The following is a 24,531-nucleotide window of genomic DNA, read 5'->3' as shown; positions in this document are numbered from 1 at the left end:
AAATAAAGTTGACAGCGCACAGAATACCAACTCAATAGCAAATCATGTCCGTTTATGGCAATTTTAAAACCTTATTATTTAAGAATTGGAAACAGGAGATTATATTGAAAAACGATTAGAAGAGAGTCAAGTAATTGACTTAATTATTGAAAAATCCAATTGCACTTATGGTAATCTTGATTTTTTTTGGGAGGTCACAAACGTACCAAGAACAAATGAATTAAACTTTGACAAGTATTATATTGCAAAGGAAATTTTAAGAACTGAACTTGGATTTGAGAAGGATCAAAAACCGGGCGACATAGACATATTAATAGTTCCCTCTAGTAAAGGGAGAATATTTTTTGAGTATTCAAGTGCTTATGAACTAAAAGTCGTGAGACCAACCAATGATAATATTAGGAGGAACTCAAATTCATTAGGTTCAACGCAAACGCTAGGATTAGTTAACGATGGTTTTCCGCTTATTGGACTAATCCAAGTATGTATGAATCAACCAATAAACCCTATTCATTTACAATATCTACCGAACCTTGAAAATATTAATGAAATATTTACTTTTGACCCATTTCCACTTTTCAGTGTAGAAACGCAATATCAACGAATTTTAAAAACAGACTTACCAAAGTATGTTGGAATTAATATTTTTGGACTTTGTTTTGATATAAATGGAAATATTATTACTCAAAATTCTACAAAATTTGATAGTTTTAAGCATGGTTATTGTAATCCTTATTGTAAAAATGATACCATTGAAAGAATAAAAATTCATTTTGAAAAATTTAAAGGGAAATATATAGAAAAAGTAAACAAATAAAATCTACTATAAACATAGGTTTTTCGCCATATTATTTGAATTCCAATATTCAAAATCAATTTTCAAATGAAACTGTTGATTCTCTACCTATCACAAATCTGTAACAAGTAACCTACAAGTTATCGTCCTCTCCCGTCTTGAAACGGCTTTATCCAAAACTGTATATATCCAGCAGTCAACTCATGGCGAATGGGTAAAGTTTTCGGTGGTTTTGCAACGTTTTACATACCCTTTACATCTTTTTACAATTGAAAGGCGGGCAGTATAGCCGATGTCCCATAGCTTTACAGCATTGTTTCACCAAACCAAATCTAGCCATGAATACCCTTGCTTTTTTGCTCCTTTTTCAATTCGCATCTGTTCTGGATCAGACGTTAGAATTTACCCAGTCATCTCTTCTCCCCAATAGTCAGCTAACACAAAAAAGTGATAAGGCCGTAGCTGCAAACATCATTTTTAAATCTACCGATGGCGGACAGACCTGGCAGGACATCAGCGCCGGGCTGCCTGCGAACTTGCAGGAAGAGGGTATCGAGCGGAATGGTTTCGTTGAAAAAGACAGTGAGCTTTATATAAGTACCGAAAATGGGATCTATCACAGTCAATCCAATGCCACGGCTCCTTATTGGCAAAAAGCGAGTCTTATAAGTACTGTTTCTGAAATGCTCGGAGGCACGAACCGTCTCTTTGATGGAGGCGGGGCCATGAAATCGGTAGAGGCCAACGGGGTACTTCTGGCGACCAGCCAAAAGGGAATCATCCGGTCGACCGATGCGGGTGAAACCTGGGATTTGGTAATTAGTGAGGGCGGTGTGGGCATCGCAGTTGAACGCATCAAAGGCGGATTCGCGGCGATCACGTATAATACCGAGTCGGAGACCAGACGAGTGCGCACCTCCTACGATGGCGGCAAAACCTGGCAGCCCATTGATGCTGGCTTGCCGGCAAGTCTCTCCATTGCTTCCATTGTTCAGGTGGGTGAAGACCTGTTTTGTGGTCATCCAACCGGCATTTTCAGATCTTCAGACCAAGGAAAAACCTGGCAACTGCTGCTTCCTGCAATCGGAGATAAGGTCTTCAATTTATCCGTTTCGGGCAATGTAATTTATGCCATACTCCGAAGTGGGGGGTGTTGAGAATTTCAGGTTAACGTTTATACACCATTTCAGCAAAGGTCCCCTGATCAAACAAAATTTCTCCAAAGCTACCCCTACTACTCCACTTTCAAAATCGGAAACCGCTCCGAAATGCCGTTCTCATTGAAGGCCTCGATGGTATAGTAGTAGGTAGCTTTGGAATCCATGGCCTTGAACCAGTAGTCGTTGTGAGTAAGTACCATGATATTGTTGTAGAGCTTATCGGGCGCCGTGCCGTAGTGGATGGTGTATCCCTGAGCAGCATCCACGGGCGACCAGCGAATCCAGGCGCTGCGCTTGTCTTTCTCGGTGCGAAGTACCATGAACTGCTTCACCGCATCGGGTTTCGGCCCGGCCCCCTTACCAAATACCCGAAAACCACTCAACGCAAACTTCCCCTGCGGCATGTGAACGTTTTCCAGCTTAAGGTACCGGGTCGAAACGGATTTGGCAAGTTCGACGTAGTCGTGAGGTACATCCGTTTTATTGGCCGATTTGTCCACAAGTACCTCCCACTTTTTGCCGTCTTTGGAATGATAAAGAATGTACTGATGGTACTGATCCGTCACTTTTCCCAACGAGGTAGCATCCTGGTCGGCGTAGTTGATCTGTACGGCGTTGACGGTCGATAGTTCGCCCAAATCGGTTTCGAACCACTCCCCCTTGTCGCCGGATTTGGCACTCCAATAGGTCTTGATATCCTCGTCCACGGCCAGGTTGGGCTGGTACCCTCCCAAGGCCGACGAGGCCCGCACGGGTTTATTAAAATTCAGCAGCATCCACCCTGTAAATGTGGTTGTGGTACGGACGGTCCGCCGCGCGGCTTCCAGCCCGTCTTTATCAGCAGAAATATCTCCGGTATTGTAAGGCAAAAAATGCGGATAATCCCCATAAGCCGTATTACACCACATGACATCATCCTGATCAAAGCCCGTCGGCCAGATCCCCAGCCGCCGTTCAAAATTATTCTTCCGGTTGATCGTGATGGTCGACACGTGCCAGTAGTTCTGGTCATTGTCCTGAAACGTAGACCCATGCCCCGCCCCGCGCGCAAAACCACCCAGCTTCATGCTCAGCGGATCGCTCTGGTTCTGGAATGGACCCAACGGATGGGTACCTACTGCCACGCCATCGGCATAGCCGCTCGACTCGGTGCCGGGCGCACCGTATTGCAGGTAGTACTTACCGTTATGCTTCGTCATGTGCGCGCCCTCCATGAAACCATCCAGAAAGGTATCGTCCATGTGTTCACCGAACCGCTGCCAGCCGTAGCGCCACGATTCCAGCAGGTACACTTCCTTGCGGGTACCGATGGGTTCCATGGTGTGGCGGTTGAGTCCGATGCCATAGAGCGGGTAGCGGTTGCTTGAGCCGTTGTACATATAAAATCGCCCGTCGGTGTCGGTGAAAAAATCGGGGTCCCAGCCGCCGATGCCGAAGCGTTCCACCAGGGGTTTCCACTCATTCGCTTCAGGATTGGTACTCATCCAGATCGTGAACTCGCCGGTATATGTAGAGCCGAACACCAGCATAGTATCGCCCACGATGCCCACAGCGGGGGCGCACAGTTCATCATACACATCGTTCCACGGCCGGAGGAAGCGCCGGGAATGAAACGTCCAGTCCGACATATTCTTGCTATGCCAATACCCCCACTGATTGGTGCTGAACAGAAAGAAGGTACCCTTATAGTTGACGATCACCGGATCAGCCGTAGCGCGGTGGCGCCCCCACTCTGAGAAATTGGGGATGGGCGTGTAGCCGTAATCCAGATTGATGGGATTGCAATAGGTCGTTTGGGCCGAAGTATACGATACCGGACAAAAAGTGGCCAGAAATAACAGAATCAGCGCCTGTAGTAAGTTCTTTTTCATGGGGTCGAGAAATAGGTACGTAGTTCAAAAGTACTAAATGAAGGAACAGTATCTATCTTTGGCCCCTGGATCAAAGCCCAATTCTATGCATTTTCGTCACGCCGGTACCCTATCCGTCCTTTTTCTTTTTCTTTCTTTTTTATCGTACGCCCAAACCGACACTACGGCAACGAGTCGGGATGGAGGTACCCTCAATCAGATTACCGTCGCCGCCTCCCGCACCGCCGAGCGCGTGATGGAAAGCCCCGTCACGGTGGAGCATATCGGTGCCGTGGAATTACAGCGCAACGCGGCCACAGACTTGATTTCCGGCTTGGCCAAATACAAGGGCATCGACGTGAGCCAGTCGAGCTGGCTCATTTCCAGTTTCAGCACGCGCGGCTTCAATAGCAACAAAGCCGAGCGCGTGGTGCAACTCGCCGATTATGTCGACGTCACCTCCCCTACCGCTTCGCTCTACTACGGCAACTGGGTGGGCATCTCGGATTTGGATCTGGAAAGCGTGGACGTGGTCCACGGGGCCAACTCGGCCCTGTACGGCTCCAATGCCCTCAATGGGGTACTCCTGATGCATTCGAAAGACCCTTTCCAAACGCCCGGTCTGACGGCCTCGCTGCGGGGTGGTAGCCGTCACTTGATAGATTTTCAGGTACGCTACGCGAAAACGATTGGCGACAAACTGGCTTTCAAGATCAACGCCAATTATTTCTCGGCCGATGAATTCATCGCATCCAGCGACGCCGCCATCCAGCGCGTCACTTCGGGTGGACTGGCCGGCGCCGATCCGGCCAATAACGCCGAGGGTTCGCCCCTGGGCTGGAATGCCGTCAACCGTTTTGGCGACATCGGTACCACTGTAACCAACACGGTACTGACCGCCAAAAACAACAATCAACCCTACCGCCTCTACGCCCCCGGTTACGCCGAGCGCGATTTGCTATGGGCCAAAGCGCCGGGTGATTTGTTCACGATTTGGGGCGATAGCTACAAAGCCGGGAATATCCGGATCAATCCCGCCCTGCATTATAAAATCAACGAACGTACCAGGTTCGTGTACGAATACCGCTATACGTTCAGTAATGGCATTTTCCAGAGCAGCAGTCGTTACGCCCAGCGCGCCATGCAGTACGACCTCCACCGCGCCGAATTGCGGGGCAAAGACTGGTTCGTACGCGCCTATACGGTGTATGATTATGGCGGCAAAGCCTATGACCTGAGTTCATTGGGCAACGGCATCATGGGCAGCGTGATGGCACCCGCCAAACCGGGCGGCGGGCAGTACCCGACCTACGGCCAGAATTACTTTGCGCTTTGGAATCAAATTTTTGGAGCCGCCCGCGATAACGGTCTGCCCGCTAACGCTACCCTCGACGGCATTTACGCCGCCAATCCCGACGGTAACGTCCCGCAGCCCTACCAACTCAGCCAAGCCGTACCAGGCGGATTGGGCATCGCTGAAGCGCAGGCTTTGGCTTCGCAGATTGCCTCCGGCGTACTGTTGCCTGCCGGTAGTAAAGCGTTCAATGATCTGCGTCAGCAGATTGTCAGCGGGGTGGGTACCATCGAAATCAACGGTGCGCGGACGGTACGCGGGGCGGCCTTTGCCAACACGGCACGTTTTTACGATCTGAGTACCCAGAAAGAATGGCAACTTACCCCTTCGACGCATGTGGTCGCCGGGGCATCGTTCCGTACCCACCGCCTGCGCTCGGCGGGTACCTTGCTGGCCGATGGCGATAAATCGCCCATCGCGCCGGGTACCAACGACGTCCAACTGCGCGACCGGATCGTCAACTACGAGGGTGGCGCATACGGACAAATCCGGCAGGATTTGCTCAATAATCGCCTGCGCCTCGCCTTTGCCGGACGGGTCGATAATTTCCGCAACTTCGGTACCCGCTTCTCCCCCCGGGCGTCGGGGGTACTTTCGTTGGGCGAGAACCGCGAGCATAACATCAGGCTGAGCTACGCCCAGGCTTACCGCCAGCCCGCCCAACTCGACCAGTACATCTACCTCGATTTTGGCTCACTACTGGTGATGGGAAATATCGACAAAGGGTTTCAGGGCCTCAACGCCGTTTCTACGCTTCCTAATGGCCAGCCTAATCCTGATTATCTGAAACCGCAAACCATCAAAAACCTGTCGCCCGAGCAGGCCAATACCTGGGAGATTGGCTACAAGGCGCAACTATTCAAAGGGTTTTACGTTGATGCCAGCTATTACCGCTCTCGCTATCAGGATTTCATAGGTACCCTCCGTTTTTACGGCCGGGAGGATGGCTTAGCTGTGCAAGGTACCCCCTTTCCCGCATCCGGTGATTTTACCAAGCCCGCCACCGACCGTACCCGCGGCCGCCTGATTCAGGTGTGGGCCAACGCTGAACAGACCGTTCAGACCCAGGGCGTGGTGCTGGCCGCGGATTTCTACACGCCCAAAAAACTCCATCTGTACAGCAACTACACCTGGTCGCAGATCAACGAAGCCGACGTACCCGGCCTGATCCTGGGCTTCAACACCCCTACCCACAAAGTGAATGTGGGGGTTGATGGTACCTATAAACAATTCATATACAGCCTCAACTATCGCTACCAAACGGGCTACACTTTCTTTATGCCCTTCGACGAAGGTTTCATCCCGGCCTACGGTACCCTAGACGCCCAGCTAGGCTACCGGATTCCGGCTTTGAAAAGTCTGCTGCGGCTGGGAGGTACCAACCTGACGAATGCCAACGCCATTTCGGCCTATGGATCGGCGGCCATCGGGCGGGTAATATACGTGGGGTGGCTGGTGGGGATTTAACGTTGGATTATAAAATATAACTTGGGAATTTTATGTCTGGCACGTAGCTATGGAATTTTGTACCTTTGAATATGGCCAAACCAAACTCCTATTTATTTGAAATCAATATCGATAGACTTACCGATTCGATCCTTAACCGGATCAGTGGCGATAGTTTCAGAACTGAAGTATCGCTTCTTACAAAAAGTGATTTGAAAAACATCACAAAGAAATCCGGATGGTTGTTCGATTGGAAATATGAGTTTGGAAGACTAGACCGGGAAATCTATAAGCTGACTATCGTCGATAATCTCGACATTATACAGGGACTGATTAGTTTGACCATCAAACCCGACCACGTCTATATGTTTCTCTTGGAAAGCGCCCCTTTTAACCTTGGCAACGGTAAAATATATGAAGGGGTGCCTGGTAATCTCGTAGCTTTTGCTTGTAAATTATCCTTTCAGAGGGGTGGAGAAGGATTTGTATCATTTGAATCAAAAACGAAATTGATAGAACATTATACAAACACGCTCGGCGCCTTACATATTGGGGGAGGTTTGATGATTATCGATTCAAAAGCTGCCGAAAAACTAGTTCTAAAATATTTTAAGCCTTAGCATTATGGGATATATCAAAGAACCCGATGGCATTGATTTTGTCATTGACAGCAAGCCGCTAACCCCAGAAAGGGAAAAAGAATTAAGTGAGTTTATTGCCAAGAGAAAGTTGGCATTGAAAAAGAAATTCAAAAAAGACCAGCCACAGCTTCTGTTGTAGCCTGATCTTTGACTAACCGTTTTCTATCACTTCAACGTAGTCAGTATTCCCAAAAACATTACGCCGAATAAAGCGTATGGAAACAAAGTTCAGCTAGGCTACTGGATTCCGGCTTTGAAAAGTCTGCTACGACTGGGAGGTACCAACCTGACGGATGCCAACGCTATTTCGGCCTATGGATCGGCGGTCATTGGGTGGAAATTTGATTTCAGAAAACTGAGGGGAGTAAATGGCTAAACTTCTGTACTCCTAAGTTTTGGGATTGCTTACTCGATTATTTGGCGTATCATTAACGTTTATCTCCCTGAAAACCTGGAACAGATTACCGCAAGCCATCCTCGATTCTTATGTTTATTGCCTACACCGTCATCGTGATTCTGGGTTTCGTACCCTTGGTCATAACCCTGTCCAGAATTCGAGCGGTGAAGCGGATGAAAGAACAGGGTACCCACGTCATGGGTACCATCCGGGAAGTGTCGGGTAGTACGGGCAAGAGTTTGAATTCGGCCATCATCCAGTATACCATTGTGGAAACGGGTGAAAGCGTCGGCCTGCGGATTACCGTGGCAGGCATGCCCTACCAGATTGGTCAGCAGCTACCCCTGTATTACAACAAGCAGAATCCTGCCGACATACAGCTCGATTCCGGTAAAGGGTTTATATTTCAGCTAATCTTCACCGGGTTGATTGCTTTATTTTCCATCGCCGCCTGCTTTCTCATTCAACACAGTATCAATACGGGCGAATTGTAGGATTTAAAGAGCAGTAGTGGTCTGCTTTTTGTGGAGTACGCTTTTTCATTAAGCACAAAAAGCAAAAACGAAAAGCATCCTCCATGAAAATCATTCGTTACGCGCTCCTATTCGCTTTACTACCAATCACTTCTACCTACGCCCAATTCTGGATTGATGCGGAGGCGGGCATAGTCTTTGGTACCCCTTATAACAAAATCAGCATTCCTAACACGAGCGGCACCCGCTTCGATTTGGGCAAAGAATTCGACATAACGCCCCTCGCTTACTACCGCCTGCGCCTGGGCTACACCTTCAACGACCGCCACACCATCACGGCCCTCTACGCGCCCCTGACGGCTACCTACGAAGGAACATTCGACCGGGTAGTCAATTTTAACGGACAGGCCTTTGCCGCTGGGCAACCCGTGACTGCCCTGTACCAGTTCAATTCCTACCGCCTGACCTACCGCTACAGGCTGGTACGAACCAATCGCTTCCGGCTGGGGGTAGGTTTCACCGCCAAAATCCGCGATGCCGACGTGCGCCTCATGTCTGACACGCAGGACACGCATTTCAGTAACGTAGGCTTCGTGCCGCTGCTCAATCTGCTGGCTGAATTCCGTATCTCGGAACGGTGGCAGGCGCTTATGGAGGCCGATGCCCTGGCGGGCGGACCGGGACGCGCGGAAGATGTCTTTCTGGGGCTTGGCTACCAGCTCGGGCCGCGTTGGGGATTACGGGCGGGATACCGCGTGGTGGAAGGCGGGGCCGATGTGGAGTCGGTATACAACTTTACCTGGATCAATTACGCGGCGCTGGGGGCCACGGTGCGGTTTTAAGCGAATTTATTTACTTTGGGGTATCTTTCAACCGACTTACTGTCCCCTGCCCCATCCTGCTGTGCGGTTAAAGACCATCCATCGTATTTCGGGTATTTTCATAGCCCTGTATGTCGTCGCTCACCTGGTCAATCACCTCGCCAGCCTGTGGGGGCCAGAAGCGCATATCCGCCTGATGGATGCACTTCGTCCCTCCTATCGCAACGTGTTGGTCGAAACCGTTTTGCTCGCCGCCATTGGGATGCAAATCTATTCGGGTACCAGGCTGTTTCTGGCTGACCGAAAGACGGCCATGGGATTTTTTGAAAAACTGCAACACTGGACGGGCCTGTACCTGGCGTTTTTCTTCGTAGTCCACCTGAGCGCGGTCATGGTGGGGCGACACGCGCTGCATCTCGATACGAACATCTATTTCGGAGCGGCGGGTCTCAATAGTTTCCCCTTGAACCTGTTTTTTATTCCGTACTATGGTCTGAGTATTCTATCCTTTTTCGGACATCTGGCCGCACTTCACACCAGAAAAATGTCCACAAAAGTATTGGGGATCTCACCCAAACAGCAGTCTTATGGGATTATGATGCTTGGCCTTTTAGCCGCGTTCCTGATCCTGTTCGGCCTGACGGGTTATTTCAGAGGTTTACAAATGCCTTGATGTCAATGAGTTGATTAAAAAGCACACGTAGGTTGGCGCATTTCCCAATTACTTTGACAGGTTCTCCAACATTATCGCACGGCAGGGAGTTGGAATGAGACCACTCACCAATCAACCTCATTTCAATGCCCAAACCCGACGAAACCCTCATCATCCTGGCCGGAGCCACTGGCGACCTGGGCGGCCGCATCGCCCGTATTCTCCTTAAAAAAGGTACCCCCGTGCGGGTGTTGGTGCGTCCCGCGAGCAAGCGGGACGAAATCGACGCGCTGCGGCAACTGGGAGCGACCATCGCCGAAGTCGATTTTGACAGCCTGCCCCAATTAACGCACGCTTGTCAGGGGGGTACGTGTATCGTTTCAGCGCTCTCGGGCCTGCGGGAGGTGATTGTGAATACCCAAACGAAGCTACTGAATGCGGCGATCGAAGCCGGGGTACCCCGGTTCATTCCGTCGGACTACTGCATCGATTATACTCAAACGCCCGAAGGTACCAACCGCAACCTCGACCTGCGCCGCGAATTCCGCGAACGCCTCGACAAGGCACCGATTCAGGGTACCTCCATCCTCAACGGCATGTTTGCCGACCTGCTCACCGGGCAGGCTCCGGTAGTGCTGTATCCGTTCAAACGCATCGTGTTCTGGGGTAATGCCGACCAACTCATGGACTTCACCACCATCGCCAACACCGCCGAGTACACCGCTTCCGCCGCGCTCGACCCGACCACGCCCCGCGATTTGCGTATTGCCGGGGATGTACTCAGCCCCCGGGGTTTGCAGGAAGCCGCGAGTCAGGCGACCGGAGATGCCTACAAACTATTCCGGGTAGGTGGCTTAGGTACCCTGGATGTGATGATCAAAGTGACCAAAACGCTGATGCCTGCTCAAGACGAGGTGTTTCCGCCCTGGCAGGGCATGCAGTACCTGCGCAACATGCTCAGCGGACGCGCCAAATTGGCCTCGCTGGACAACGATCGCTACCCCGGCATCCGCTGGACCCGCGTGCAGGAAGTTATTGCGCGCCATGTGCAGGAAAAGAGTTAAAAACCACGGGCTAGATTAGAAAAGGAGGTTTCAGGGCTTCTTGGGTAGGTATTCCATCCAAGATTTTGCCTTCTTATGAAACTCCGCCGTACCCTGCTTTTTCCGTTTTTGTTTTTTGCCCTGGCCGTGCAGGCGCAAACGACCGCCCCTCCTACCCCCAACTTTCTATGGTGGAATCCCACTGAGGCTGCCTTTCCGGTGTTGGAAGGACAGGCCTGGCCCCAGGACGTGAAAAATTTCTACGACCGCCTGCCCGCCCGCGCCGAGGGTACCGTGCGCGCGCCGGTCTGGAATCTGTCGCGGCAAACGGCCGGGCTGATGCTACGGTTCCGGGCCAATTCTGATCAGATCAAGGTACGGTACGTGGTGGAGGGCCGGCAGGCGCTGCCCCACATGCCCGCCACGGGCGTCAGCGGCGTGGATCTGTACGCGATTTCGAGCGATGGCGACTGGCGCTGGTGTACCGGGAAGTACGCCTTCGGCGATACCATCGAGTACTACTTCCGCAACCTCGAGCCCAACGACGCCTACCACAAAATGGGCCGCGAGTACCGACTTTACCTACCCTCTACAATTCGGTGAAGTGGCTGGAAGTGGGGGTACCCGAGGGTACCCTGTTTACGCCCCTGCCCGTCCGCCCCGACAAGCCACTTGTGTTGTATGGTACCTCCATCATGCAGGGTGCCTGCGCATCCCGCCCCGGCATGGCGTGGCCCACGATTCTTTCGCGCAAGCTCGACGACCCGCTGATCAACCTCGGTTTCTCGGGCAACGGGCGACTGGAACAGGAGGTACTGAGCGTGGTCAACGAGATCGACGCCAAGGTGTTTGTGCTGGACTGCCTGCCCAATCTGGTGAATCAGGACGAGTACCCGCTCGACACCGTCAAAAGCCGGATTCTGTACGCGGTACGTACTTTGCGGCAAAAGCATCCGGCCACGCCGATTGTGCTGGCCGAACACGCGGGCTATACCGACGAGGCCATCAACCCCACTAGCCGCAAACGCTTCACGGAACCCAACGAGGTACTCCGAGCGGCCTTTGTCCAGCTACAAGCCGAGGGCGTCAAGGAACTGTACCTGATTCCCAAAGCGGATTTTAACCAGGGCATCGAGACGATGGTGGACGGTACCCACCCCAACGACCTGGGCATGATGCGCTACGCCGAGGGCTACGAAAAGCACCTGCGCACCATCCTGCGCGAGCCGCAGGGTACCCTCAGCACCACCCGCCCGGTGATTCAGCTGCGCGAACCCGGCAACTATGACTGGGACGCCCGGCACCGCGAAATCCTGCGCATGAACCGCGAAACACCACCGAACGTGCTGATGATCGGCAATTCGATCACGCATTTTTGGGGCGGACTCCCCAAAGGTCCCCGCGCTGCCGGCGCGGAATCGTGGAACGCCGTGCTCGAACCGCAGAATACCCGCAACCTCGGCTACGGCTGGGACCGCATCGAGAACGTACTCTGGCGCGTGTACCACGGCGAGCTGGATGGCTACGCCGCGAAGCAGATTTACGTGATGATCGGCACCAACAATTTCCAGCTCAATACGGACGAGGAAATCCTGACCGGCTGGCGGCAACTCATCGAGGCCATCCGCCAGCGCCAACCCACGGCGACCCTCACGATGGTAGGCGTGTACCCCCGCCGCAAGCAAGAGCAACGGGTCGTGGAACTGAACAAAAAATTGGCTACTTTGACGAAGGAAATGGGCGTAGGGTACCTCGACGCCGGCAAGGTACTTCTGAAAGCGGATGGAACCATCGACGAGGCGCTGTTTTCGGATGGCCTGCATCCCAATGCGAAGGGGTACCTTCGGCTGAGTAAGGCGTTTGGAGGGCGGTAGGTTTTATGTATATTGCTTTAGGGTTTGGCGGATTGATATGGGGCTTAGATACACAGCCCACGGATTAGAATCATTAGAAATTGAATTTTATATAATTCCTTATGAATCACTCAGATTTGACACAAAGGGTGAAGGTATCAGTCAGGACAATTGATCCGAAAGCAAGGATTATATTGTTTGGATCAAGGGCCCGTAAAGATTATATACCAACCTCGGATTGGGATTTCCTGATTCTGACTTCCCGTAAGGCAGATGAGTACCTGAAAAAAAGGATCAGGGAAGTACTACTTGAAACAGAATTGGAAGCAGAAGAGGTTATTAGTTCTATTATTTTTTCTCAGGACAAATGGTCTGACTACCAGGTAACCCCGCTCTACAACAATATTTCAAAAGACGGGGTAGAGTTATGAGCTATCATAAACAAGATTTGATACGTTATCGTCTTGAAAAATCAGCAACCACATTTGATGAAGCCGAATTTTTAATGCAAAATGGCTTCTGGGGCGGTGCTGCCAATAGGCTTTACTACTGTAGCTTTTACGCTGTGACGGCTCTCCTGGCAAAGGACGAAATTGAAGCTTCGACTCACAACGGGGTCAGAACAGAATTCTTTAAGCAGTATATCAAAACTGGAATCCTAAATAGAGAATACAGCAATTTATATTCAAACCTAATGAACAAACGTCACGAAAGTGACTATGATGATTTTATGGAGTTTACGGAAAATGAAATTTTGCCACTGCTTGAAGAGGTTAGGCAATTCTTACTAGCATTACGAAAACAGATTGAAATTTGAGGTTTGGGTAGGTGCTGTGGGAAACGGCGTAGTGCGATGGTTATAAAAGGTGCTTCTGAAAGCCGATGGTACCCTCGACGAGGCGCTGTTTTCGGATGGGTTGCATCCCAATGCGGAGGGGTACCTTCGGTTGAGTAAGGCGTTTGGGGGGAGGTAGGTTGTTAGTAATTTGCTTTTTTTATTTGTAATTGAAAGGGCTATGCGACACAGCTTATGCTTAAAGTGTAGTCAATAATAAACACTATGGCTCTAAAAGACAACATTTTAATATTTTCAAAGAGACAAATTGACGATGCGGGAAATATTCTGGCTAATCCATCATCTACGCAATTACAGCGGGACCAAGCCTTAGAAGCGCTTGGCAATTTTCGTTCATGCCACGCTTATCCAATAAATACATTTCAGGCAACACTAAGAAAAAAACTCAATAAAACTGGCATTGAGTATTTGGTGTCACAGCGGTTAAAAAGAACGCCATCAATAATTTTAAAACTAGAAAGATTTCAGAATATGAGACTTTCACAGATGCAAGATATTGGGGGAATTCGAGCAATTTTACCTACTATGAATGATGTAAATACTATCGTAACACTTTACAGAAAAGCTGGATTACAACATGAAATAAAGAATGAGAAAGATTATATTCAAAATCCAAAAGATTCTGGGTATAGATGCTTTCATATAGTTTATAAGTACAAGAACTCAATCAATCCAAACTATGATAATTTAATGGTCGAGTTGCAAATTAGAACTAGGCTACAACACGCATGGGCAACTGCTGTTGAAACAATGGGAACCTTTATCGATCATTCATTAAAATCAAGCCAAGGCCCTATGGAGTGGCTAGATTTTTTCTCACTTGTAGGTAATGCCTTTGCGTACATTGAAAATACTCCTAATCTATTAAGATACTCACATTATACAAGAGATGAAGTCTTCGAAAAGGTAAGAAAGGATGCAAATTATCTCCAAGTAATTAATCAATTAGAAGCTTTTAGTAATGTAATCGCTAATATTGAAACTGATAAAAGGCAGGGCAGTTTACATCTAGTGGTTTTAGATGTTAAGAATAAAGAGGTTAGGATTAAAACTTATTCGAGGACTGCTATTGAAGAGGCATCAGCAGACTATTTGAAAGAAGAAACTTCTATTACAGATTCTAACAAGAGACAAGTAGTTCTTGTTTCTTCAAATTCATTAGATTCACTTCGAAAAGCTTATCCAAGTTACTTTCTTGATACACAGGAATTTATTAGAACATTAAAGGAAATAATTACTATCTAATTTCCCCTCGTTGGGCGTAGTCTTCCAAAGGAGACTGCGTCCTAAAATAAAAGGCCGTTTGTAACGGCCGAGCGGAGAATTCCTATACAGTAGATGGTACTTTTACCAACAATCAGCTACCTACCAGCAAAATACAAATTCCTAGCTATGGCCAACTTCCAATCCATCCGGCAAATTTTCACACAACTCAAACCTGAATTAGTGAGCAAGTATCATGTTCGGTTCGGTCGTGCGGGATAATTTTACTGCTAGTAGCGATATTGATATTCTAGCAAATTTAGGTTAGATTCTGAAAAAGGATCAATGTATTTTTACTAAGTAAAATTGAATTCATTATAAAATTCAATTCACTTTGATAACGATATTTTGATATGAACTATTTAATAGCAATAGTATTGATTTGTAGTATATCTTTAAGTAAATCTTTTTGCCAGACAGACTCACTGCCTGAGCCAGTACTTAAACTAAGCTATACTTTTGATAAATTAAACCTTATTCAAAGCATTAAAAATGAAGAATTACAAAAATCGTTTTTAGATTCTATTGGACTTCCTAAATCACCTGGTAACTATATAATTCATAAAGATAAATTCAATTATCAACGTATAGATTCTTCCTACGAAAGTGTAGCATCATCACTAAAAGAAAATCTTCATAAGGATATTTATAAGCAAATTGCTTCTCAAATCTTGGTTTTGCATTTCATAGATTCTAGTTATATTGATAAAGAAACAAGTGAAAAAATCCGTAATTACATGGAAGAAATGACAAAAAATAGCGGAGTAAATCCCGGACTTTACGCTTATGGATTATTAAAAATAGAACCATTTAATTCACACCCAGAAGTTTGTAATATGTATAAAAAATATATTAACATTTCTAGTGAGTATCTAATAAAAAGAAAAAGTCAAATAGAAGAAGTAGAGCAAAACTTTACAACTCCCAAAGATGACAAAGTCATTAAAATACTTTTAGGTGCTATGGGAAGAGATTTGAATAGGGATATTAAATTTGTTCATTTCTTAAAAAACCGATTTGAAATTCTATGTAAATAATCAATGATATTTACACTCTAAGTTAACCCATCACCTTAGTACACAGACCTTACGAGCTTTTACACACCATCCTATGAAGGTACCTTTCACATTACTATTGACATTACTTTGGGGTACCCTATCCGCCCAAAACGTCGACATAAAAAAGGCCTGGGTCGGCGACGAGCTTGAATACATTAAGATTGATAGTCAGAGGGTAGATATTGAAGTATTTGGAAACTACCGGGCGCAAAAACAGTATTACCTATTGGGTGACACACTTCGTCTATATGATCACTATACGCTTTCGAATGAAAGCTTTGCAATAGAGCATATAAGAAACTATGATTTCCTGATCACCACGTTGACGGACACAAATCTGACGTTAATGGCGCTCGACTCCAATGCGCTTACACTTACAGGAGGTAAGAAAACAATAAAGTATCGTGAGCGGCATTTAGTGCATCAACCTACCCTGGATTTTGAGGTAATAAAATTCAGATCCACAACGTGTCACGGTACCTGTCCAAGTTTAAAATTACAAATAGACAAAGAAAAAAAATTACTATTTATGGGTGGTATGTACGCCATTAAAGAAGGGTACCACACGGGTGCAGTTCCCGATAGTTTGTTCCGTTCTCTACTTGACATTTTGAAGTTGTCTGAACTGGATAAATTGAAGACCTGGGAACAACATGTAATGGATGCTCCCACCTACACGCTTGAAGTTCATTATAACGGCCAAATAAAGTACTTAAAGAATCCTTTCCTACCCGCTGTAACCAAAGAGTTGATCTGGTATTTGCTTAAAATATCAGAAAAGGTTGAATTGACAAAGGCACAAGAACCCTTTGACATAAATTTCATTAAGTAGCAGAAGCAGCACGCCCCCCTCCTCGTTGAGCGTAGTCTTCCGACGGAGACTGCGCCCTAATAATAGAAGGCCGTTTGTAACGGCCCGAATGCCAAACGCTTTTGCTTTGTACGACATTGGAGTAACAATACTACCCGTGTTGTTAGTGGTGTGTTGAAAAGATACCAAACAGACCGAAAAATGAAGACGACAAAAGACAAAGATCTGGAAACAATGTCCAGAGAAAACCTTATGGTTTAGGTCAGGAAACTCAGAAATGGTATTAGAAAACATCGGGATACTTCTGGTCATGAGTTATGTTGGCACCACCCCGATTTATGGTCACTCCTTCCAGAACAATCTGATCCCATGCCTACGGTACCTGCTTGGCCTCAATTTATGCGTGGATGCATTCAATATAGACAGTCATTGGAAAAAACCGGCTTCCCTACCACGGATAAAGAATTCGATGGCTGACAAATCCATGACATTTTCCAACGATTCTACCTGATATTCATGTGTTCTGATCATAGGTCTGAATTTCCACACATACCCTTCCCATAAGAACATAATTTGCCTGAGATCGGGATCAGGCCGTCATATAGCACTGGAACACCAGATCGTTTTCAGCAAGTAGGTCCTATTACTGAAAGATTGTTGTCTTTGGGAATCAATTTCATGATTCCATACAAATCATCCTTTCGTTTACGATCCGTGGTGTAAAACCAGGACCCCAGCACCTTTTCGTTCTGGTGCTCATCCCGCCCGTAGAAGCGGAGAATCCATAAGTTCCTGTTCCGTGGGCTGGGCGGACTTAGCTTGATTTTCACTATTTTAGAGCGGAGAATGGGACGATTACTGAATTCGTCCGTGTACTTACTGCGAATCATAGTAATAGTGTTTGAGGGGATGTATCTATATTGTAAATATAGATTACATAAAAATAAATAAATTATTTTTGAGTTCATAATTTTTTTAAAAAAAGTGAGACCTGTTTATCCACCAGCCCAAAATTTCCCAGCCACCGCTAACGCCGATCAATGATTAAGAAGGGTATCTTTGCTAAAAATTGAGGTTTTACCGATTCTTACCCGAACAATTCCGGACAAAACCGACGTTTTCTAATTGATTTGGTTGTTGTAAGATTATGAACAAAGTATTGATCTGTCTACTGTTTTTGCTCGGTTGCGGTGCTTCGGCCCAAGCCCAAAGGACCAGGTTACTGATAGCCAAGAAAGTAGATTTTGAGGGAATGCCCGAGAAAGTGCGCAAAGAGACCGACCAGGAACTGAAAGAGGAAATGGACACTTTTCTGGGTTTTGGCTACAGGATCAGCGTTGACAACTTCGAAGAGATCGTCAAAACACCGGCGGACAAAATCAAGAAAAAAAAGGCAGTGCGGTTCCAGGTCGGTTTTCAGCTTCCCCGCTTCATCAAGACTGACCCGCCCGACAAGGTATTCAAAGTCGGCTGGGATTTCGGGTTCGTAAAATAACCTCGTTGTGCGTAGTCTTTCCATTATCTTACTCTGTTTCTCCACAGCCCGGCGATAGAGATTTTTTTATAAAACATTCAAGCTACTGCAATCCACTATTTCTTCCCAAACCAACCCCATGGGCAAATTCACTTCTTCCTTAAAAACTGCGCATAAAGAATTCATCAAAGAGCAGCATATCTTTTTTGTAGCCACGGCTCCCCTCAGCGGCGATGGCCGGATCAATCTGTCGCCCAAAGGATTGGACTGTTTCCGGGCACTGGGTGACAACCGGGTGGCTTATATGGATCTGATCAGTAGCGGCAACGAAACCTCCGCCCATACGCTCGAAAACGGACGGATCACCTTCATGTTTTGTTCATTTACCGACAAGCCGAATATTCTGAGATTGTACGGCAAAGGATTCACCGTCTTGCCCGATTCCGACGACTGGAACACGTATGCCAGGGACTTTACCATCTACCCCAGTACCCGGCAGATCATTGTGGCGGATATTGACCTGGTGCAGACTTCCTGCGGCTTCGGGGTACCCCAATTTGACTACGTCGGCGAACGCGACATTCATTTCGAATGGGCCGAGAAAAAGGGGGCCGAGGGGTTGATTGAATACATGAAAGAGAAAAACCTGAAAAGCCTCGATGCCCTGCCCACCAATCTGGGTTTGCAGTTTTCCTAAATTCAAACGGTCCCTGACCTACCAGGGTACCCCCGGAACCCATTGCCTAACCCGGCAGATTCCTTAGTTCCTAATCTGAATACATTCATTCAAACGACGTTGAAAAGAATTTCCGGAATAGTTTTTATCATTGCTGCTGTTTTTTTGGCACTCGCGATTATCGGGCAACTACCAGCACTGGTTGGAGCAGTCTCTGGGCTATTTCACCTCTTTTCTGCGGACGTATCCAGTTATCAAGTGGGTGAGATTGTAGGAAATATACTTTTCTGGCTGTTGTAGTGGGTTGTGGAAGTGTCACTTTGGGGACTGGGCATGAAATGGTCAAAAAGATAATGGACCAATACCGATATGTCTCTATTCTTTCGTAATCTTTTCTTCACGATTTTACAACCCGGCCTGGTGGCTGGCCTCATTCCTTTTTGGATTGTAGGCAATGAAGCGGTACTGGCATCTTTACATCGACCCTTTGCTTATTATCATTACATAGGCCTACTGACATTCCTGATTGGGTTTGTGCTTACGCTGGTATGTATTGTACATTTTGCTATTCATGGACGGGGAACATTATCACCCGCCGACCCCACGAAGCAATTGGTGATAGCAGGGCCCTACCGATTTTCACGTAACCCGATGTACCTGGGCGTCATGATGCTGCTACTTGGTGAGAGTATTTTTTTTCAATCTATTGCCTTGGGTATGTATTCCCTCGTAATTTTTTTGTCCTTTTACATTTTCGTCACAAACTTTGAAGAACCCCGTTTACGGAAAGATTTTGGGAATGACTATGATGAATATTGCAGGAAGGTACATCGATGGCTATAAGGCATCAAGCAAGTACTTTCCCCGATTTATAGCCCATTACCTTGATCGGTGCTCCTGCAGACCCTTGCGATTGAATTGAATGGATCACAACCGCCATACAAAATCCCCATGGAAGAACAACTCAAAGAGCTCCTCGCAAGGACCCAGCTAAGCGTTCTGCTGGTTCGGTATTTCAGGGCAATCGACGAGAAACAACTTGACGAAAAATCGTCGGGGCAACATTTACCCCCGATGCACAAGTCATAAAACCGAATGGGGCAATCTCGATCGGACACGGGAATATACTGGACGGACAGCGCAAAAGTTTTGCCCGGTTTCGGGCCACCCACCACGTAACAACCGACTACATCATTGATTTGGACCGGGATAAAGCAACCGTAAGAACCAATTTAACGGCCATGCACGATTTTGGTAGCTACCCATCCTACTCTTCTATGTTATTTTCTTTCAGGAATTTGTTCAGCTCCTGAATCGTCGGGTTTTTCAAATGTTTCCCGCCAAAGGTCACCGTAGGGAATTTCAATTCTCCATTGTACAAATCCATGACGGTCTGTTTGGCTTGTTCGTCGGTTTCGACATTCAGAAAATCAAAATTAATCCACTCAGCCTGCAAGTGGTTGGCCAGAATGGCGGATTTGGGGCACCAACCGGTGCCAAACACCTTTAATTTGTCGCTTTGATCCATGATACTTTATTGAATTTGTTTAACAATGCGTCGAGATTATTCAGGATAAATGGAGTCAGAATCATGGTCAGGATCGAAACCGACAGGAAAATCTGGTAGTTGGTTTCGGAAATAAGACCAACATCAAGTCCCGATTTGGACAACACAAACGAGAATTCACCGATTTGGGCCAAGGACAAACCTACCGCGAAGGCGGTACGGCGCGATACATTCAGGGCCGTCGAAGCCAGGAAGCCAGCCAGGATTTTCACGAACAGAATAAAAACAAACCAAAACAAAATAAGATCCAGATGGTCCAGGAAAATGCGGTAGTCGAGCAGCATGCCCATCGAAATGAAGAAGAAGCTGATAAACAGGTACCGGAAAGGCACGAAGCAGGAAATCGCCATTTTGTTGTAGTCGGTTTCGGCTACGATCAACCCGGCAATAAAAGCCCCCAAGGCCAGGGAAAGGCCTAGCTGCGCGGTAAAAAGGGCGATTCCCAGGATGATCACGATGGTAGAGAGCAGAAATATTTCCTGACTTTGCAACTTCATGATGGATTTGAAATAGCGGGGAATAATAAATTTGGAAAGTACCCAGGCCAACAGTACCATGGCAGCGAGCTTGACAACCAACATGCCAATTTCAAGCAGAGGATTGTCGCCTTTACCGGCCAAAATCGGTGTCAGCAGCATCAGCGGAACTATGACGATATCCTGAAAAAGCAACATCGCCAATATCACTTTTCCGTGAGGCGTATTCAGTTGAAATTTGTCCTGCATGGTTTTTACCACAATAGCCGTGCTGCTCAGACACGTCACAAAGCCCCAGAAAATACTTTCGTTGAGAGTTCTGCCCATGAGCACAATCAACAGGCTCGACACAACGATGGTCAGAATCACCTGCAAAAAGCCGCCTAAAAGCACGTAACGCTGAATTTTTCTTAGATTGCCAAAGGAGAATTCCAGTCCCACGCTGAACAGTAACAATATGACCCCGATTTCGGCGTAAGCTTCGACTTCCGTGGCTTCTTCAACCAGATTCAGGCTTTTGGGACTCAGCAATATCCCTGTAAAGAGGTACCCGATCAGATGGGGGATTTTGAAGAAATTACAGATATACACTACCACTACGGTTGCAGAGAGCAGAATTAAAATGTTAATTAGGATATCCAATTCCATAAGTTGGGCATATTATTGGGGGTATGGGTTTATTTCGCGGCTAATATACTGCAAAGAGCCTACTGCGCCAGACATGAGTCAACGCTTGTTCATAAAATCAAAGTTCATCTTGATAAGGAAAATACCCTCCTTATATCTTGTCTGATTTCTATTCTGAATTAGTGAAGATCTGGACCGAGAATGAAGGAAATTGATCAATGTACAAGCACGAAACACTTCGCAAAGCATTGAAAAAAGTAGTTCTGGATTTGGCCGTAACCTTAGACGGGTTTATTGAAGGCCCGAATAGGGAGATCGATTGGTGCATCATAGACGATGACATGGACTTCGATGGTTTTCTAGCGAGCATCGATACCATATTTTATGGTAGGGTAAGTTATGACAGCTGGGGCAATTTTCAGCCCGAACCGGATGCCAGTCCAACGGAACACCTACTATGGAAAGGGGTACATGCCAAGAAAAAATATGTGTTTTCGAGCCAACACAGACACGATGACCAAGCCACTTTCATCAGTTCTGACCTGGCCCACCAGGTCGCTGAAATCAAAAAACAGGGGGGAAAAGACATCTGGCTCTACGGTGGAGCTAGCCTGATCAAGACGTTTATCCAATCAGGCTTTATCGACCGATACCGCTTATCGGTACACCCCACTGCCTTAGGAAGCGGAAAACCGTTATTTGAAGACTTGAAATCCCGGTTGGAATTGAAATTGATTAAAACCAACGTATTCAAATCGGGAGTTGTGCAGCTTATTTACGAGCCAGAGAAGTACAACTAATTTTAGGCGACTATTCCCCAATGACTTCCTTCCGGTGAGTCAGGCCCCAAAAGTGCAGTTCATCCAACACTTTTTCAAGCGACAAACCGTGGGGTGTTATGGAGTATTCTACGGCGGGGGGGAACGTATCGTACACCTCACGGCGAATGAGCTTGTTCGCTTCCAGGCTTTTCAGTTCTTTGGATAAGGTTTTATCCGTTATGCCTGGGACCTCCCTGGCTATCTGCTTGAACCGCTTCGGACTTTCCGACAGCGCAAACAAGATGAGCAGCTTCCACCTTCCCTCCACCGCTTCGAGGGCATCCTTTATGGAGAGCATCGTTTTGGGGCAACCACCTTTTGACAACATTTCATTTCAGTTTTTACGTTACTTCCTATTTGGATAGTGCTATCCAAACGGATAGTGCTATCATTCGGATAGCGAATGTAGCGTCCTTTGTTGAAACAAATAATAAGATGAGATGTCAAACAAATCAAATACCCTCCACATTCTCTTATGGGTAGCCCAAATACTTCTATCAGTTAGCCTTGTCGGAGGAAGTATGGTGAAACTGTTCCTACCAGCCGATGAGTTGGCCGTCATGTGGCCGTGGACAGCCGACAACCCAAGTCTGGTAAAGCTGACAGGAATTCTGGATTTGCTAGCCGGCATCGGGCTGGTGGTACCTTCCTTATTTCGAATTCGACCCAGGCTGACGATTTTTGCCGCGTACGGCACCCTGGTACTGATGATCGCGGCTATTACCTTTCATGTCATGAGAGGGGAAGCCTCCCAAATTGGTGCCAACATCTTCTTTGCGATTTTAGCGGCCTTTATTGCCTGGGGTAGACAAACGAAGGTACCCCTTGTTTCCAAAGGTACCTAAGGCAGATTCTGCAAGGAACGCTATCTTTGGAACCGAGATCCGGGATTTGCTTTCATGGCACTCCCTCCTAATCCTACCCTCTGCATGGCTAAAAAAATAAAACTCAAAGACGCAATCTCGATTGGAATAGGTGGGATGGTAGGCGGAGGAATATTTGCGGTGCTGGGGTTGGCAGTGTCGCTGGCCAAAGGTGGAACGCCCCTGGCTTTTCTTTTTGCCGGAGCCTTAGCTTTAATCACTTCGTACAGTTATGTCAAATTATCGCTGGCTTTCCCCGATCGCGGCGGTACCGTAAAGTTCATCAATCAGGGGTTTGGTAAATCCATATTCAGTGGCGGGATCAATAACCTGCTGTGGGTGAGCTACATCATCATGCTGGCGCTCTATGCCTCAGCCTTTGGCTCCTACGCCCCCAATCTTTGGGAGCTGACAGGCAGCAAAACCTGGGATTCCCATCTGTATGCCAGCGCTATTATTCTTCTCGCGACGGCCATTAATTATTACAGCATCGAAGTAGTCGGGAAAATTGAGTCGGTAGCCGTCGTGATCAAACTCATCATTCTGCTGGGTTTTGTGGGAATAGGTCTGTACGGGCTAATCGGCAACGAAAACATCAATCAGTTGTCGCCAGAAAACTGGGAAGGTACCTTTCAGCTCATCACCGGTGGAATGGTCATTTTCGTTGCCTACGAAGGGTTCGAGTTGATTGCCAATGCCGCACCGGATATCGAAAATCCCAAGCGGAATATTCCCCGGGCTTACTACTATTCCGTGCTGTTTGTCGTCCTGCTATACATCGTGATCGCCGGCGTGACGGTGGGCTCCCTGCCCTTCGATACGATTGCCAAAGCCCAAGATTACGTACTGGCCGAAGCCGCCAAGCCGCTGCTGGGACAGGCCGGGTTCACGATCATTACCGTGGCCGCGCTGCTGTCCACCTTTTCGGCCATCAACGCTTCCCTGTACGGCGGTAGCCGGGTGAGCTACGAGATAGCGGAGGACGATGAACTCCCCCACGAGCTCACGAGCCAATTCTGGAACCAGCCCGTTGGGCTGCTCATCACCGCGGTAGCCACGTTGCTCTTGGCGAATACGCTCAACCTGGAAAGTATCTCGACCGCGGGCAGTGCGGGCTTCCTGCTGATCTTTGCAGCGGTCAATTACACGGGATACAAACTATCCGATCAGGTAAAGTCAAACAAAATAATCCCGCTTCTGGGCAGTATCTTGTGTCTGGCTGCGTGGGTAGTATTGATCGCGCAACAATATACATCCAATCGACTCGGTGTGCTCGTGGCAGTAGGTATTACGCTGGTGTGTTTTACCATCGAGTTCATCTACAAAAAATACGGACACCCGCGCTGATGTACTTACGATCGGGCCAAATAAGGTACCCCCGTAGAAATGCATGGCTACATTTAGGAACAATCGGATAACTTTTTGGCTAATAAAAAGAGTAGGGCTACCGGTTGCTATTTTCAGGCTAAAAGTCTGGGAATAAAGTACCGAAAGCGGAACGTTATTCCCGTCTGATGCGGATATTTGCGGGTAAATCCGACGGGTAACGAGCT

The 24,531-nt window shown here is 47.6% G+C and carries 30 protein-coding genes; 25 read left to right on the top strand and 5 right to left on the bottom strand.

All coding sequences use genetic code 11. The annotated features are described in order from the left end of the window. Positions 1 to 85 precede the first annotated feature (85 nt). Both GBK04_RS23970 and GBK04_RS23965 read left to right on the top strand, forming a co-directional pair. Entirely contained in the window at positions 86 to 817 is a 732-nt protein-coding gene (locus tag GBK04_RS23970) for a hypothetical protein (protein WP_152764104.1), read from the top strand. A 317-nt stretch (positions 818 to 1,134) separates the two neighbouring features. Beyond that, complete coding sequence (locus tag GBK04_RS23965) at positions 1,135 to 1,953, top strand: sialidase family protein (protein ID WP_152764102.1); 819 nt, start codon at positions 1,135 to 1,137, stop codon at positions 1,951 to 1,953. Positions 1,954 to 2,030: 77 nt separating this feature from the next. On the opposite strand, the gene GBK04_RS23960 is transcribed toward GBK04_RS23965, so the two are convergent. After that, on the bottom strand, positions 2,031 to 3,827 hold the full coding sequence (locus GBK04_RS23960; protein ID WP_152764100.1) for a family 43 glycosylhydrolase: 1,797 nt from the start codon (positions 3,825 to 3,827) through the stop codon (positions 2,031 to 2,033). An 85-nt stretch (positions 3,828 to 3,912) separates the two neighbouring features. Between GBK04_RS23960 and GBK04_RS23955 the strand changes: the two genes are divergently transcribed. The 16 genes from GBK04_RS23955 (at position 3,913) to GBK04_RS23895 (ending at position 16,495) form a co-directional block, all read left to right on the top strand. After that, positions 3,913 to 6,627, top strand: a complete 2,715-nt coding sequence (locus tag GBK04_RS23955; protein ID WP_152764098.1) for a TonB-dependent receptor — start codon at positions 3,913 to 3,915, stop codon at positions 6,625 to 6,627. A 71-nt stretch (positions 6,628 to 6,698) separates the two neighbouring features. After that, positions 6,699 to 7,226: a hypothetical protein gene (locus tag GBK04_RS23950; protein ID WP_152764096.1), complete on the top strand. Its 528-nt coding sequence runs from the start codon at positions 6,699 to 6,701 to the stop codon at positions 7,224 to 7,226. Between the two features lie 4 nt (positions 7,227 to 7,230). Further along, a complete protein-coding gene (locus tag GBK04_RS31050; protein ID WP_373331297.1) occupies positions 7,231 to 7,386 on the top strand; it encodes a hypothetical protein in 156 nt (51 codons plus the stop codon). Positions 7,387 to 7,500: 114 nt separating this feature from the next. After that, the gene (locus tag GBK04_RS31045; RefSeq protein WP_373331296.1) at positions 7,501 to 7,623 is read left to right on the top strand and encodes a hypothetical protein; all 123 of its coding nucleotides are present in this window, start codon (positions 7,501 to 7,503) and stop codon (positions 7,621 to 7,623) included. 110 nt (positions 7,624 to 7,733) lie between these two features. Continuing rightward, positions 7,734 to 8,138 (top strand): DUF3592 domain-containing protein, encoded by a 405-nt coding sequence (locus tag GBK04_RS23945; RefSeq protein ID WP_152764094.1) that lies wholly within the window; start codon positions 7,734 to 7,736, stop codon positions 8,136 to 8,138. A gap of 83 nt (positions 8,139 to 8,221) precedes the next feature. After that, a complete protein-coding gene (locus tag GBK04_RS23940; protein ID WP_152764092.1) occupies positions 8,222 to 8,959 on the top strand; it encodes a porin family protein in 738 nt (245 codons plus the stop codon). 61 nt (positions 8,960 to 9,020) lie between these two features. Then, entirely contained in the window at positions 9,021 to 9,611 is a 591-nt protein-coding gene (locus tag GBK04_RS23935) for a succinate dehydrogenase/fumarate reductase transmembrane subunit (protein WP_373331295.1), read from the top strand. Between the two features lie 125 nt (positions 9,612 to 9,736). After that, positions 9,737 to 10,654 (top strand): NmrA family NAD(P)-binding protein, encoded by a 918-nt coding sequence (locus GBK04_RS23930; protein WP_152764090.1) that lies wholly within the window; start codon positions 9,737 to 9,739, stop codon positions 10,652 to 10,654. A gap of 75 nt (positions 10,655 to 10,729) precedes the next feature. Then, the gene (locus GBK04_RS31040) at positions 10,730 to 11,236 is read left to right on the top strand and encodes an SGNH/GDSL hydrolase N-terminal domain-containing protein (RefSeq protein ID WP_373331294.1); all 507 of its coding nucleotides are present in this window, start codon (positions 10,730 to 10,732) and stop codon (positions 11,234 to 11,236) included. After that, a complete protein-coding gene (locus GBK04_RS23925) occupies positions 11,233 to 12,507 on the top strand; it encodes an SGNH/GDSL hydrolase family protein (protein ID WP_373331293.1) in 1,275 nt (424 codons plus the stop codon). The genes GBK04_RS31040 and GBK04_RS23925 overlap by 4 nt, the downstream gene beginning before the upstream one ends. A gap of 101 nt (positions 12,508 to 12,608) precedes the next feature. Beyond that, on the top strand, positions 12,609 to 12,917 hold the full coding sequence (locus GBK04_RS23920) for a nucleotidyltransferase domain-containing protein (RefSeq protein ID WP_152764088.1): 309 nt from the start codon (positions 12,609 to 12,611) through the stop codon (positions 12,915 to 12,917). Then, a complete protein-coding gene (locus tag GBK04_RS23915) occupies positions 12,914 to 13,303 on the top strand; it encodes a HEPN domain-containing protein (protein WP_152764086.1) in 390 nt (129 codons plus the stop codon). Before GBK04_RS23920 ends, GBK04_RS23915 begins: the two co-directional genes overlap by 4 nt. A 243-nt stretch (positions 13,304 to 13,546) precedes the next feature. Continuing rightward, positions 13,547 to 14,587: a RelA/SpoT-related domain-containing protein gene (locus tag GBK04_RS23910; RefSeq protein ID WP_152764084.1), complete on the top strand. Its 1,041-nt coding sequence runs from the start codon at positions 13,547 to 13,549 to the stop codon at positions 14,585 to 14,587. Between the two features lie 214 nt (positions 14,588 to 14,801). Continuing rightward, positions 14,802 to 14,873: a nucleotidyltransferase domain-containing protein gene (locus GBK04_RS23905; RefSeq protein WP_152766355.1), complete on the top strand. Its 72-nt coding sequence runs from the start codon at positions 14,802 to 14,804 to the stop codon at positions 14,871 to 14,873. A gap of 85 nt (positions 14,874 to 14,958) precedes the next feature. Next, positions 14,959 to 15,642 carry a hypothetical protein gene (locus tag GBK04_RS23900; RefSeq protein WP_152764082.1) on the top strand — a complete coding sequence of 228 codons (684 nt, stop codon included), beginning with the start codon at positions 14,959 to 14,961 and terminating at the stop codon, positions 15,640 to 15,642. 73 nt (positions 15,643 to 15,715) lie between these two features. Next, complete coding sequence (locus GBK04_RS23895; RefSeq protein ID WP_152764080.1) at positions 15,716 to 16,495, top strand: DUF6438 domain-containing protein; 780 nt, start codon at positions 15,716 to 15,718, stop codon at positions 16,493 to 16,495. A gap of 605 nt (positions 16,496 to 17,100) precedes the next feature. Here the strand turns inward: GBK04_RS23895 and GBK04_RS23885 are convergent. Beyond that, entirely contained in the window at positions 17,101 to 17,364 is a 264-nt protein-coding gene (locus GBK04_RS23885; RefSeq protein ID WP_152764078.1) for a hypothetical protein, read from the bottom strand. Positions 17,365 to 17,621: 257 nt separating this feature from the next. Between GBK04_RS23885 and GBK04_RS23880 the strand changes: the two genes are divergently transcribed. The 4 genes from GBK04_RS23880 to GBK04_RS23865 all read left to right on the top strand — a co-directional run bounded on the left by GBK04_RS23880 (position 17,622) and on the right by GBK04_RS23865 (position 19,937). Beyond that, positions 17,622 to 17,969 carry a hypothetical protein gene (locus tag GBK04_RS23880; protein ID WP_152764076.1) on the top strand — a complete coding sequence of 116 codons (348 nt, stop codon included), beginning with the start codon at positions 17,622 to 17,624 and terminating at the stop codon, positions 17,967 to 17,969. A 118-nt stretch (positions 17,970 to 18,087) separates the two neighbouring features. Further along, on the top strand, positions 18,088 to 18,645 hold the full coding sequence (locus GBK04_RS23875) for a pyridoxamine 5'-phosphate oxidase family protein (protein WP_152764074.1): 558 nt from the start codon (positions 18,088 to 18,090) through the stop codon (positions 18,643 to 18,645). Positions 18,646 to 18,993: 348 nt separating this feature from the next. Further along, positions 18,994 to 19,467 carry a methyltransferase family protein gene (locus GBK04_RS23870; RefSeq protein WP_152764072.1) on the top strand — a complete coding sequence of 158 codons (474 nt, stop codon included), beginning with the start codon at positions 18,994 to 18,996 and terminating at the stop codon, positions 19,465 to 19,467. A gap of 206 nt (positions 19,468 to 19,673) precedes the next feature. Further along, positions 19,674 to 19,937 carry a nuclear transport factor 2 family protein gene (locus tag GBK04_RS23865; RefSeq protein WP_373331485.1) on the top strand — a complete coding sequence of 88 codons (264 nt, stop codon included), beginning with the start codon at positions 19,674 to 19,676 and terminating at the stop codon, positions 19,935 to 19,937. Here the strand turns inward: GBK04_RS23865 and GBK04_RS23860 are convergent. Continuing rightward, entirely contained in the window at positions 19,892 to 20,152 is a 261-nt protein-coding gene (locus GBK04_RS23860; RefSeq protein ID WP_152764070.1) for a glutaredoxin family protein, read from the bottom strand. The genes GBK04_RS23865 and GBK04_RS23860 overlap by 46 nt on opposite strands. After that, entirely contained in the window at positions 20,131 to 21,315 is a 1,185-nt protein-coding gene (locus tag GBK04_RS23855) for a cation:proton antiporter (RefSeq protein ID WP_152764068.1), read from the bottom strand. Before GBK04_RS23855 ends, GBK04_RS23860 begins: the two co-directional genes overlap by 22 nt. Positions 21,316 to 21,542: 227 nt before the next feature. Here GBK04_RS23855 and GBK04_RS23850 point away from each other — a divergent pair, with 227 nt between their 5' ends. Next, positions 21,543 to 22,094, top strand: coding sequence for a dihydrofolate reductase family protein (locus tag GBK04_RS23850; RefSeq protein ID WP_373331292.1), 552 nt, complete (start codon positions 21,543 to 21,545; stop codon positions 22,092 to 22,094). Between the two features lie 10 nt (positions 22,095 to 22,104). Here GBK04_RS23850 and GBK04_RS23845 read toward each other — a convergent pair whose 3' ends face one another. Continuing rightward, the gene (locus tag GBK04_RS23845; protein WP_373331291.1) at positions 22,105 to 22,413 is read right to left on the bottom strand and encodes a winged helix-turn-helix transcriptional regulator; all 309 of its coding nucleotides are present in this window, start codon (positions 22,411 to 22,413) and stop codon (positions 22,105 to 22,107) included. A gap of 142 nt (positions 22,414 to 22,555) precedes the next feature. On the opposite strand from GBK04_RS23845, the gene GBK04_RS23840 reads away from it, so the two are divergent. Together GBK04_RS23840 and GBK04_RS23835 are read left to right on the top strand one after the other, a co-directional pair. Continuing rightward, a complete protein-coding gene (locus tag GBK04_RS23840) occupies positions 22,556 to 22,960 on the top strand; it encodes a DoxX family protein (RefSeq protein WP_152764062.1) in 405 nt (134 codons plus the stop codon). Between the two features lie 84 nt (positions 22,961 to 23,044). Then, positions 23,045 to 24,325 (top strand): APC family permease, encoded by a 1,281-nt coding sequence (locus GBK04_RS23835; protein ID WP_152764060.1) that lies wholly within the window; start codon positions 23,045 to 23,047, stop codon positions 24,323 to 24,325. Positions 24,326 to 24,531: the final 206 nt, after the last annotated feature.

The sequence above is a fragment of the Salmonirosea aquatica genome, from assembly GCF_009296315.1.
In the GTDB taxonomy this organism is placed as follows: Bacteria; Bacteroidota; Bacteroidia; order Cytophagales; family Spirosomataceae; genus Salmonirosea; species Salmonirosea aquatica.
The sequence above is the reverse complement of the archived record's forward strand: the minus strand, read 5'-3'. Positions and strand labels throughout refer to the sequence as shown.

Excerpts from the sequence above, each read along its gene's own strand:
- GBK04_RS23965 (WP_152764102.1), top strand. The coding sequence starts at position 1,135 with ATGAATACCCTTGCTTTTTTGCTCCTTTTTCAATTCGCATCTGTTCTG.
- GBK04_RS23960 (WP_152764100.1), bottom strand. The coding sequence starts at position 3,827 with ATGAAAAAGAACTTACTACAGGCGCTGATTCTGTTATTTCTGGCCACT.
- GBK04_RS23955 (WP_152764098.1), top strand. The coding sequence starts at position 3,913 with ATGCATTTTCGTCACGCCGGTACCCTATCCGTCCTTTTTCTTTTTCTT.
- GBK04_RS23950 (WP_152764096.1), top strand. The coding sequence starts at position 6,699 with ATGGCCAAACCAAACTCCTATTTATTTGAAATCAATATCGATAGACTT.
- GBK04_RS31050 (WP_373331297.1), top strand. The coding sequence starts at position 7,231 with ATGGGATATATCAAAGAACCCGATGGCATTGATTTTGTCATTGACAGC.
- GBK04_RS23945 (WP_152764094.1), top strand. The coding sequence starts at position 7,734 with ATGTTTATTGCCTACACCGTCATCGTGATTCTGGGTTTCGTACCCTTG.
- GBK04_RS23940 (WP_152764092.1), top strand. The coding sequence starts at position 8,222 with ATGAAAATCATTCGTTACGCGCTCCTATTCGCTTTACTACCAATCACT.
- GBK04_RS23930 (WP_152764090.1), top strand. The coding sequence starts at position 9,737 with ATGCCCAAACCCGACGAAACCCTCATCATCCTGGCCGGAGCCACTGGC.
- GBK04_RS31040 (WP_373331294.1), top strand. The coding sequence starts at position 10,730 with ATGAAACTCCGCCGTACCCTGCTTTTTCCGTTTTTGTTTTTTGCCCTG.
- GBK04_RS23920 (WP_152764088.1), top strand. The coding sequence starts at position 12,609 with ATGAATCACTCAGATTTGACACAAAGGGTGAAGGTATCAGTCAGGACA.
- GBK04_RS23915 (WP_152764086.1), top strand. The coding sequence starts at position 12,914 with ATGAGCTATCATAAACAAGATTTGATACGTTATCGTCTTGAAAAATCA.
- GBK04_RS23910 (WP_152764084.1), top strand. The coding sequence starts at position 13,547 with ATGGCTCTAAAAGACAACATTTTAATATTTTCAAAGAGACAAATTGAC.
- GBK04_RS23900 (WP_152764082.1), top strand. The coding sequence starts at position 14,959 with ATGAACTATTTAATAGCAATAGTATTGATTTGTAGTATATCTTTAAGT.
- GBK04_RS23895 (WP_152764080.1), top strand. The coding sequence starts at position 15,716 with ATGAAGGTACCTTTCACATTACTATTGACATTACTTTGGGGTACCCTA.
- GBK04_RS23885 (WP_152764078.1), bottom strand. The coding sequence starts at position 17,364 with ATGATTCGCAGTAAGTACACGGACGAATTCAGTAATCGTCCCATTCTC.
- GBK04_RS23880 (WP_152764076.1), top strand. The coding sequence starts at position 17,622 with ATGAACAAAGTATTGATCTGTCTACTGTTTTTGCTCGGTTGCGGTGCT.
- GBK04_RS23875 (WP_152764074.1), top strand. The coding sequence starts at position 18,088 with ATGGGCAAATTCACTTCTTCCTTAAAAACTGCGCATAAAGAATTCATC.
- GBK04_RS23870 (WP_152764072.1), top strand. The coding sequence starts at position 18,994 with ATGTCTCTATTCTTTCGTAATCTTTTCTTCACGATTTTACAACCCGGC.
- GBK04_RS23860 (WP_152764070.1), bottom strand. The coding sequence starts at position 20,152 with ATGGATCAAAGCGACAAATTAAAGGTGTTTGGCACCGGTTGGTGCCCC.
- GBK04_RS23855 (WP_152764068.1), bottom strand. The coding sequence starts at position 21,315 with ATGGAATTGGATATCCTAATTAACATTTTAATTCTGCTCTCTGCAACC.
- GBK04_RS23845 (WP_373331291.1), bottom strand. The coding sequence starts at position 22,413 with ATGCTCTCCATAAAGGATGCCCTCGAAGCGGTGGAGGGAAGGTGGAAG.
- GBK04_RS23840 (WP_152764062.1), top strand. The coding sequence starts at position 22,556 with ATGTCAAACAAATCAAATACCCTCCACATTCTCTTATGGGTAGCCCAA.
- GBK04_RS23835 (WP_152764060.1), top strand. The coding sequence starts at position 23,045 with ATGGCTAAAAAAATAAAACTCAAAGACGCAATCTCGATTGGAATAGGT.